Origin of the sequence: Kibdelosporangium aridum (assembly GCF_900176515.1) — a bacterium.
Lineage (GTDB): Bacteria > Actinomycetota > Actinomycetes > Mycobacteriales > Pseudonocardiaceae > Kibdelosporangium > Kibdelosporangium aridum.
In genome coordinates this window covers 476,332-486,274 of sequence record NZ_FWXV01000012.1, presented here as the reverse complement: position 1 = coordinate 486,274, position 9,943 = coordinate 476,332, and the positions used below count along the sequence as shown (strand labels likewise).

Annotated in this window: 8 protein-coding genes; 3 read left to right on the top strand and 5 right to left on the bottom strand. The window is 68.6% G+C overall.

The window, feature by feature from the left end; translation table 11 throughout:
- A partial coding sequence (locus tag B9C43_RS47200; protein WP_084433870.1) for a DUF5662 family protein occupies positions 1–343 on the top strand: 343 nt, incomplete at its 5' end.
- 223 nt (positions 344–566) lie between these two features.
- Here the strand turns inward: B9C43_RS47200 and B9C43_RS47195 are convergent.
- Positions 567–1,568, bottom strand: a complete 1,002-nt coding sequence (locus tag B9C43_RS47195; RefSeq protein ID WP_084433826.1) for a helix-turn-helix transcriptional regulator — start codon at positions 1,566–1,568, stop codon at positions 567–569.
- Positions 1,569–1,659: 91 nt separating this feature from the next.
- On the opposite strand from B9C43_RS47195, the gene B9C43_RS47190 reads away from it, so the two are divergent.
- Both B9C43_RS47190 and B9C43_RS47185 read left to right on the top strand, forming a co-directional pair.
- The gene (locus tag B9C43_RS47190) at positions 1,660–2,043 is read left to right on the top strand and encodes a VOC family protein (RefSeq protein ID WP_033392888.1); all 384 of its coding nucleotides are present in this window, start codon (positions 1,660–1,662) and stop codon (positions 2,041–2,043) included.
- A gap of 411 nt (positions 2,044–2,454) precedes the next feature.
- Positions 2,455–4,179 carry an ABC transporter ATP-binding protein gene (locus B9C43_RS47185; protein WP_200826023.1) on the top strand — a complete coding sequence of 575 codons (1,725 nt, stop codon included), beginning with the start codon at positions 2,455–2,457 and terminating at the stop codon, positions 4,177–4,179.
- Positions 4,180–4,185: 6 nt separating this feature from the next.
- On the opposite strand, the gene B9C43_RS47180 is transcribed toward B9C43_RS47185, so the two are convergent.
- The 4 genes from B9C43_RS47180 to B9C43_RS47165 all read right to left on the bottom strand — a co-directional run bounded on the left by B9C43_RS47180 (position 4,186) and on the right by B9C43_RS47165 (position 9,922).
- The gene (locus B9C43_RS47180; RefSeq protein ID WP_084433824.1) at positions 4,186–5,301 is read right to left on the bottom strand and encodes a sensor histidine kinase; all 1,116 of its coding nucleotides are present in this window, start codon (positions 5,299–5,301) and stop codon (positions 4,186–4,188) included.
- Positions 5,298–5,957, bottom strand: a complete 660-nt coding sequence (locus tag B9C43_RS47175) for a response regulator (protein ID WP_084433823.1) — start codon at positions 5,955–5,957, stop codon at positions 5,298–5,300. Before B9C43_RS47175 ends, B9C43_RS47180 begins: the two co-directional genes overlap by 4 nt.
- A 125-nt stretch (positions 5,958–6,082) precedes the next feature.
- Entirely contained in the window at positions 6,083–7,363 is a 1,281-nt protein-coding gene (locus B9C43_RS47170; RefSeq protein WP_200826022.1) for a DUF418 domain-containing protein, read from the bottom strand.
- 111 nt (positions 7,364–7,474) lie between these two features.
- Positions 7,475–9,922, bottom strand: a complete 2,448-nt coding sequence (locus B9C43_RS47165) for a bifunctional lysylphosphatidylglycerol flippase/synthetase MprF (RefSeq protein WP_084433822.1) — start codon at positions 9,920–9,922, stop codon at positions 7,475–7,477.
- Positions 9,923–9,943 lie beyond the last annotated feature (21 nt).

Sequence of the window (9,943 nt, the reverse complement as noted above, 5' to 3'; positions counted from 1 at the left end):
CGAGGTCGTGCCGCAACTGCGCGCCACGACCTACGGCAGCGTGGAGCATCGGACCCTGGTCGACGCGATGGGCGAGGGGCTGCGACACCACTACGCGCACAACCGTCATCACCCAGAGCACTTTGCCGACGGGATCAACGGCATGACCCTGGTCGACCTGCTTGAGATGCTGGCGGACTGGAAGGCGGCCACCGAACGCACGTCGCATGGTGACCTCGCGGACAGCCTGACGATCAACCGCGAACGGTTCGGTATCGCACCACAGCTGATGGACATCCTGGCGAACACCGCTCGCCACTTCGGGTGGCTGGACGCGGAGCCAGACCGAAACGCAATGCCATGACACGGCGTCGCCGCCGAGATCGACGGTAGCCACATCATCAACGAGACGTCCCCTCTCATGTCGCTGATGGAGCGTGCCGGTTGATCAGGCCGATGTCCGCACATGCCGATGAGGATGTCGAATCGCGGCACTGGCGCCCGCTGCCCCGCAGATCAATCGAACAGGCCAGGTCCTGCGCCGGAGAGGTTCGGGGCTGACCGGCATGGGGCTGTGCTGATAGCGGTCATCCGCGGGGCGGACGTCGCCGGGCTGAATGCGTGAGTCGGCCAGCCAGTGCCATGACGAGGTCGCGCAGCTCGTCCGGTCGCTCGATGACGAATGGCAGGTCCAGTGACGCGAGTACGGCGGGCAGCCAGTCGAGCCGTTCCGTGCGCAGTTCGACACGGGACCAGCACGTGGTCTCCGCGTCCGCGCTACTCGTGGGCGGCGACTCTGCCACGATCGCGACGCTGGCGGGAAGCCGGGTGCGGATCTGCTGGGTCGTCCCCTGGACCCACAGGGACACCTCATGCCGGTATGGAGCCGTGGCGAGCCGTGACAGGACGCGCTGCGCCGGATCGAGTCCGGCGGGCGGCTCGAAAGAGCCGGGCAGGGTTCTCGCACCGGCGATGCGATCCAGCCGGAACGTCCGGTCCTCGCCGATTGCGGGATCGGCACCCGTCACGTACCACCTGCCTGAGTGGGCGACGAGCCCGTACGGGTGGAACGTGCGTTCGCTGCGCCGGCCGTCGGCGGCGGTGTACCGGATCGAGACCGGCCGGTGATGGCTCACCGCGTCGGCGATCGTGAGCAGGACGACGGTCTGGGGGGAGGTTGACTCGCCGGGCGGAGCGGTGAAGGCGAGGGAGCCGAGCACGGCGTCGAGTCTGCGGCCGAGCCGCTCGGGTAGCACTCGCCGGATCTTGGCCGCCGCAGTCTCGCTCGCCGTGCCCGTGGCCGTCATCAAGCCGACACGCTGACCCGCGACCAGCCCGAGCAGCACGGCGAGGGCTTCATCGTCGCTCAGCATGAGCGGAGGCATGCGGTAACCGGAGGCGAGCCGGTAGCCGCCGTAACGGCCGCGCACCGACTCGACGGGCACGTCGAGGTCAATGAGGTGGTCGACATAGCGCCGCACCGTGCGCTCGTCGACGTCGAGCCGGTCGGCGAGTTCGGCCACGGTCCGGATACCGCCCGACTGCAGCAGTTCCAGCAGGGTGAGCACGCGAGCAACAGGTCGGGACACGCCCAAAAGTCTCCCCTGGATACCGGGCGGATTCTGTCCGGTATCCGTCTTAGCGTGCGGTCACAAGCCTTCGACGACCAGGAGACAACCCATGGACTTCGTCTCGATCCGCATCATCACCGGCGACGTCGCCCGCCTCGTGGACTTCTACGAGCGCGTCACCGCCGTGCGGGCGAGCTGGGCCAACGAGGACTTCGCTGAGCTCAGGACCACCTCGGCCACCCTCGCGATCGCCAGTACCCGCACCGTCCCTCTGTTCGCGCCTGGCTCCGCACACCCGGCCGACAACCGCAGCGTCATCCTCGAGTTCCTCGTCGACGACGTGGATAGCGTGCACCAGAACCTGACCGGCTTCGTCGAGGACTTCGTCAACGAACCCACCACGATGCCCTGGGGCAACCGCTCGCTGCTGTTTCGCGACCCTGACGGCAACCTCGTCAACGTCTTCACCCCCGTCATGGTGTCGGCGGAGTAGTTCGCGATGCCAGCGCAGGATCGCGTACAACATCGCCTGGGTGTTCAGCGCGATCTTGATCGACTGTTCGTTGACCAAGCCGACGGACCGCGATGGCGATCGCGATCATGAGGAGCAGCGAGTTCATGTGACCGTGCTTCATGAAGCGGCTTGACGGACAGGAAGCCTACTGTCCGCAGGGCCATTGTGGACACTCCCATGGCCGCGGATGTGTCCGGTCACGTCCACAGTGTTTCGTCATCCCCCAGCTGGCGGGGTGTTACCAGGTCACCTGGCTGGAAGGTCCAGCTGGTTCGCCGGTGCCGTGGGACGTGCGGCGTGGCTGATGCTCGTGGAGCCGGTCCGCGGCGGCGTTTCGCCTGCCCGGATCGTGATTTCAGCCACGAACAGAGAAGACGGAGTTGTTTTACCGTGCGCACCCCGATTGACCGCGCGACCTGGCGAACGCTTCTGGGGTACGCCAGACCGCAGCGGCGCACCATCCTTTTTGGAGGGACACTTGTCCTGCTGAGCGGCCTTGCCGCCGCCGCGCAGCCGCTTGCGGCCAAGGCGCTGGTGGACCGGCTGGGCTCAGGTGACGGGATCGCCGGTCTGCTGGCGTTGCTGGTCGGCCTGGCGCTGGCCGGTGCCGCGATCGCGATGGTCGGTGACTTCCTGCTCGAACGTGCCGCCGAGTCGGTCGTGTTGGTCGCCAGGAAACGGCTGGCCAGGCGGCTGCTCTCGGTGCGCGTGCCCGCGGTGCAACGCGCCGAGCCAGGGGACCTGCTGTCCCGGTTCACCGGTGACACGACGTTGTTGCGCGAGGTGTGCACGCACGCGCTCGTCGCGCTGGTCACCGGCTCGGTGACGACCGTGGTGATGGTTGTGATGATGGGTGTGATGGACGTTGTCCTGCTGGGAATCACCCTGGCCGTTCTCCTGGTGGTGGGCCTGCTCGCTCTGGCTGGGATGCCGATGATCGAGAAGGCGTCTCACGCCGCCCAGAGCGCCGTGGGTGAGACGGCTGCGCGGCTTGAGCGCGTGCTCGGCGCCTTCCGCACGGTGAAGGCGGCCGGCGCCGAAGCGAGGGAGATCGCGGCGGTCGAGCGCAGCACCGAGAACGCGTGGCGTGCCGGTGTCCGTTCGGCGTGGTGGGAATCGCTGGTGCACGGCTCCAATGGCCTCGCGGTCCAGGCGTCGTTCCTCGCCGTGCTCGGCATCGGTGGCGCGCGGGTCGCGACCGGTGCGATCCCGCTGTCCACTTTGGTGGCTTTCCTGTTGTTCCTGTTCTACCTGCACGAGCCGATCGGGCAGTTGCTGCACGCCGGCAGCAGGCTGCAGGTCGGGCTCGCCGCGGTGCGCAGGCTGGGCGAGGTCGACCAGATGCCGGCCGAGCCGGTCAGCACCGGTGGCACCGAGGTCGCGGGGCAGGGCGCAGCTCGCCTGGCCTTCGAGAACGTCCGGTTCCGCTACGGCCCCGACCTGCCGGAGGTCCTGCGTGGCGTGAGTGTCGACGTTCCCGCGTTGGGCATGACCGCCTTCGTCGGCCCTTCCGGTGCGGGGAAGTCCACGCTGTTCGCACTGATCGAGAGGTTCCACGAGCCGGACTCCGGCCGCATCCGGCTGGACGGCCGCGACCTGGCGGACTGGGATCTGGCTGGCCTGCGTGCGGGCATCGGCTACGTCGAACAGGACGCGCCCCTGCTGTCCGGGTCGTTGCGCGAGAACCTCGTCTACGGCCGCCCGGAGGCGACTGAAGAGGAGATTCGCGACGTGGTGGCGCAGACGCGGCTTGACTCGCTCGTCGAGCGGCTGCCCGACGGGCTGGACACAGCGGTCGGGCATCGCGGCAACTTCCTGTCCGGCGGTGAGCGGCAACGGATCGCGCTTGCTCGTGCGCTGATCAGCCGTCCGCGGTTGCTGCTGCTGGACGAGATCACCTCACAGCTGGACGCCGCGAACGAGATGGCGATCAGGGACGTGGTCGCGACCGCGGCGAAGACGATGACGGTGCTCGTGGTGGCACATCGGCTGTCGACGGTGACGCAAGCGGACCGGATCGTGGTGCTGGACAACGGAACCGTGCGGGCCGCCGGCTCTCATGACGAGCTGGTCCAGAGGGATCCGTTGTATGCCGAGTTCTCCGAGCACTTTTAGCCGCGATCATCGGTGTGCGATGCCGGCTGCCGTGATCGGCAGCCGCAGCCGCAGCTGGAAGCCACCGTCGGGCATGGGTCCGGTGTGGAGCTTTCCACCGAGAAGTGCGGCCCGTTCATGCAGCCCGACGAGTCCGTGCTGTGCGCTGGGCAGGGCGAGGTTCGGCCGGGTGGGCCGGGTGTTGGTGACGGTGACGGTCAGGTCGGTGTCGTCGTGGCTGATCTCGACGGTGGCGCTGGCGCCGGGAGCGTGCTTGCGCACGTTGGTCAGCGCTTCCTGGATGGTGCGGTAGATGGCCCGCTGCGCGGGTGGTTCGAGTCCTTCGGGCGCGGTGCCGACCAACTGGGCGTCGATCGCGCTGTTGCCGATGAGGCGTTCGAGATCGGTCAGCGTGGGCTGCGGGGTCAGCTCGGTCGCCGGGGTGCCCGAGGCGCGCAGCAGGTTCACCATGTGCCGCAGCTCGTCGAGCGTGTTCACCGACAGCTGCCGTACGTTCCCGGCCGCCTGCTTGGCGTCGGGGTCCGTGGTGCTGACCATGAGCGCACTCGCCTGCACCGCGATCAGGCTCACCTGGTGAGAGACGACGTCGTGCATTTCGCGAGCGAGCTGGTTGCGTTCGCGGGCCAGGATCGCCTCGGCGTCGAGCCGCCGCTCGTGTTCCCGTGCTTCCTTGACCTCTTCCAGCCGCAGGGCCAGCTCGCGCTGGGACAGCAGGAACTGGCCGAGGAGGATCGGCGCGAGCGCGGTCATCGTGGAGTAGATGACGCCGAGCAGTGTGTGGAAATCCCAGATCGACGGAGCGAACTCCGACATCGGGAAGACGAGGCCGGCCGAGGCGAGAAGCCCGCACCCCGTAAGGAGCCACGAGTCGCGATAGCGGCTGGAGACCACGTAGAGGGCGACGATCACCGGAACGATCGTGCCGGGGAACAGCACCGCCGGCAGGGTCGCGAGGAAGGCCGGCAGCGGCCAGCGTTCGCGCACCAGGAGGGCGAGCACGGCGATCGCGATCGGGACGATCCCGTGCGGGTCCTCCTCGGCGACCGTGGTCAGCACTCCCTCGGCCACGGCGACCGCGAGCACCACGGCGCCGACGAACCGGTTGGACGGGCGGGGGCTCATAGCGGCTCCCCGCTGCCGTCGAGCAGGCCGGCTCGCTGTGCCACCAGGGCCGCCTGCACCCTGCTGCCCACGCGGAGCTTGGTGAGGATGGCGCTGACGTGGTCCTTCACCGTGCCGACGCTGACGTGGATCCGTGTGGCGATGTCGGCGTTGGACAGCCCCTCGGCGATCAGCACGAGCACCATGCGTTCGCGTTCGGTCAGCAACTCGACCTGCTCGGAGGCCGCCGAGCCCGCGCCGGAACCGAGGTAGCCGTCGACGACCGTGCGGGTGACCTTGGGGGAGAGCACGACACCGCCGCTGACCAGCGTGCGCACCATTTGGGCGAGCTGCTCGGGCCCGGTGTCCTTGAGGATGAACCCGGCCGCGGCCGACCGTAGCGCCATGGCGATGTACTCGTCGGAGTCGAACGTCGTCAGCATTGCCACGACCGGCGGCGGCTTGAGACCCTGCAGCTGACGCAGGATGGTCAGGCCGTCCACGTCCGGCATCCGGATGTCCAGCAGCACGAGGTCGGGCTTGAGCAGACTGATCTCGCGCACCGCTTGCGCGCCGGTGGGAGTCGCGACGACCTCTATGTCTCCGGCCGCCTGGAGGATGAGGCGGAAACCGGTCCGCACGAGCTCCTCGTCGTCCACGACGACCACCCGGATCATGCCACGCTCCTTTGTGGATCCTGCACGCGTTCAGTCTCACCGAGACCGGCGCGGACTCGCCATCCGGAAACCGGCGGGCCGGGCCGGCCGACCGGCAGGTTCTCCACCAGCCGGTCGGCCGCGTCTCAGCGGATGTGCTTCGCCGGTTTGGTGGCGAGGTTGAGCAGGTACTCCAGCGGTCCCTTGCGGAAGAAGCGAGACCAGATCCAGGCGAACACCATGGCGCCGAAGATGAACACGAGCACCGGCATCCAGGACGACTGGGACTCGGACCCGACGGACACGCCGATCCCGGAGGCTCCGGAGGCCCCGGACATCTGGGACGACAGCAGGAAGTGGCCGACGTAGGCGGTCAGCGACATGGTGCCCACGGCGATCATCGGTGCGGCCAGGCGGCGCAGCAGCGGCAGGCGGTCGACTGCCACCATCGCGAGCACGATCACGGTGATCGCGACTCCGACGCAGCCGATGATGTCGAACGGCATTCCGCTGTGCGGCCCTGAGGTCAGCAACGACCAGGCCGAGCCGGGGGCGTTGGACGGCATCATGTCACCGGCGGCGCCGAAGTCCTTCGGTCCCGAGCCCATGCCCGAGCCGGGTCCCCTGGCGCTCTGCATCTCCGCGGCTTCCCGGACGCCGTCGATCAGCTGGGCCAGCAGCCAGGAGGTGCCGTAGGCGAACACGGCGAGGGCGGGACCCAACACGGCCAGCCGCCGCCGCACGGCGCCGGAGGACACGTCCAGCCGGCCCAGGGCCATGCCGGCGATGATGAACGCCATCCAGGGGATCGCGGGGTAGAAGCCGGTGAGCAGGAGGTCCAGCAGTCCCGCGCCGCCGAGTTGGGCGAGTGGGTCGTAGGCCTTGATGGCAGCCCTGGCCGGCTCGGTGATCAGGGACTTGAGGCCGAAGGCCAGCGGCGGCCCGACGACGGCGATCCCGGCCGCGATGATCGCGAGTGTCTTGGCGTTCAGTCGCAGCAGTGGCATTGCCAGCAGGAAGAAGAGCCCGTAGGAGGCGAGGATCACCACATCCCCGTAAAACGTGATCATCACGGTGCCCAGGACGAGCAGGATCACGGCCCGGATCGCGATCCGGGCCTTCGCCTGTCGTCCGGCCACACCGGTCTTCGGCTCAAGGCGGCCGGCGATCAGCATCAGCGAGAACCCGGCGAGCGTGGCGAACAGGGCCGACGAACGGCCTTCCGCCAGGTGCCGCACCCAGGCGCCGACGCCGCTCGCGTTGGCCGCCGAGGGGCCGAGGTGCACGACGTACATGCCGAACACGGCCAGTGCGCGGGCCAGATCCACGCCGACCAGACGCCCCATCGAGGGAGCCGGCGTCTGGGACTGGGAAGGCGATGTCTCCTGCGCAGTCGAGGTGTCCTGCGGTGGTGGCATCTTTGTCATGTAGAGACTGTCTCGGTGCGGTCGGGTGGCGGGCCATCCGTCAGGTTGGGGTGCCGACACCGCCGACCGGCCGGACCTACCCAGCCGGCCGGCTCGGTCCACTGTGGTTGGTCACGGGCGGCCGATCATCCTCGCGGCGAGGCGGAGGCCTTGGCGCACAGTGACGTGGGGCAGGTAGGCGCGGCTGACCGCGTTGGCGATGCGGGGCAGCGCGGCGGCGTCCGGGTAGGCCATGTACATCGGCCGGTAGGTCGGCTGGAACTTCGCCTTGAACGCGAACAGCGAGCGGAATCCGTAGACCGGTTCCATGACCTGTCCTGTGATGTCCAGCACCCGCTGCAGCAGACGGGGACGTTCACCCCGGTCCAACCGGGCGAGCGGTGCGCCGGACAGGCTCAGGAACCGCGCTCCCTCGTTCTTCAGCTCCAGTGCGGCCGAGGCGATCAGGAACTCCATCGCGCCGCGGAAACCGTTGGCACGGCGGCGCATGAAGTCGAGCGTGTACCCGCGGACCTCGCCGTCGGCGTACACCGGCAGCCAGCTCGTGATGCCGTGCACGGTGCGGTCGGCGTCGATCGCGAGCAGGCACCGCACACCGTCGCCGGTGAGCTCCTCGAGGCCGCCGAGCGTGAAGCCCATCTCCGGCAAACCCTTGTCCGCCACCCACTCCGCCGAGATCCACCGAACCTGGTCGGTGATCGCGAACGGCGCGTCGGCGTAGGCGCACCACTCGGCGGTGATGCCTTGCTTGGCCGCCTTGTTCAGCGCGGTGCGCACGTCCTGCCACTTCTTGCCGGTGAAGGCCAGTGTGTCGAGGTCGATCACGGTGTCCTCGGCGACCTGCACCGCCGGCCAACCGAGCGGGGCGACCTCGTCCCTGGTCTCGGCGCTGATGCTGTACAGGCACGGCGTCCAGCCGTTTTCCGAGCAGAACTCGGCAAATCCGCGCACGGCGTCTATCCGCGCGGGCCCGACCGGGTCGCCGACGGTCAGCGCGATCGTGGCCACGACCCGGTACGCGATCACTGTCTCGCCGTCCGGAGTGAACCAGTACTGGTTGCCGCGCCACGTGGTCATGTACGACAACGACGGACCGCCGTGCCACCGCATGAGTTCGCGGGCGCGGGCCGCTTCTTTCTCCGACGACGACGGCCACGCTCGCCACGATGCCATCAGCAAACCCGCCAGCACGATCAGCCAGAACACCACGCCGCTGTACTCGAACAGCAGCGTGCCGGCGAACCCGTTTGCCTTGAACTGCAACGGAACCAGCCCGAGGTAGCCCGGCGGCAGGAACCGCGTCGGCAGGTCGGCGAGCAGCTGGAGAAAACCCGGCTGCGGTGTGAGCTGGTCGCGCACCAGGTAGCCGCCGAACACGTACAGCGCGGACAGCAGGCCGATGCTGCCGAGGGTGAACCGCCAGAACGTCCGGATCGCGTGCCGCGGAAGCCGCACGGTGAAGTGCTTGCGCGTCAACAGCAGCACGGCGGTGATGGCGAGCGGCGCCAGGATCGGCACGCCGTAGGAGAAACCGACCTCCAGGTCACCGACATCCGGGAACCGCGCGGCCTCCGCGACGTACCACCCGGTGATCGCCGCGTACGCCAGGCTGCAGCCCAGCGCCGACCACCACGCGAAACGCCGCCCGCGCCGCAGCCCTTCTGCCAGCACCAGCAGCAGCAACGCCGGCAGCAGTGACATCACCAGCGCCGGGAACCGGCCGTAGGACAGCTGGATCAACATCGTGCGGCATTGCTCGACCGCATCCGAGGCACAAGCCAGGTCCACGTCCGACTGTGCTGGCTGGGCGACGGCCACCACGTCGGAGAACCACGACAGCGGGCCGTTCGGGAACGGCGACATCATCGCCACCACCGGTCCGAGCGCCGACGCCGCCACCAGAAGCCCGACGAGAACCCGCGTCTCCGCCAGTGTCCGGGGCGTGCGGGCGGTGTCCTTGTGGAGGAACAACAGGCCGATCAGCAGTCCGGCCACGCCACCGGTCAGCCTCAGCAGGTCCTCCAGCCACCCGGAGTACAAGGTGAGCACCAGCAGCGACAGTGCTGTCAGGAGCCGGACGCGGCGCCGCCACAACACCGGCATGCGGAACGTGCACGCCAGTGCGAGTCCCACCCCGCCGATCGACGGGCCGGCCGCGACCTCGCCCGTGAGCGACTCCAGCCAGGACCACTGCAGGGTGCTGCCGAGCTGCACCACCCCCAGTCCCAGGAACACCCCGATCACGTGGGAGGCGAGGAAGATCGCCGCGGTGCGCAGGGCGCCGAGCTCACGTTCGGTCAGCGTGCCGAAGACGAGCAGCAGCGCAGTGGTTACCACGTAACCCGTGAGATCCATGGCCCACAGCGCAGAGGAGAGTGCCGTCCACAACGGACTGCCGGTGCCGAAGCCGATCCGCGCGAGCAGCTCGTCGTTCGGGCCGCCCAGCGCGCCAGTCAGCGCGCCGATGGACCAGAACGCGATGAGGAAGACACAAGTCAGCGGAGCGGTCCGCAGCAGCCTGCCGATCAGCCTCGTGATCCGGTCCAGTTGTGTGCTCATGTCTCTCGTTTCCTGGTGGTC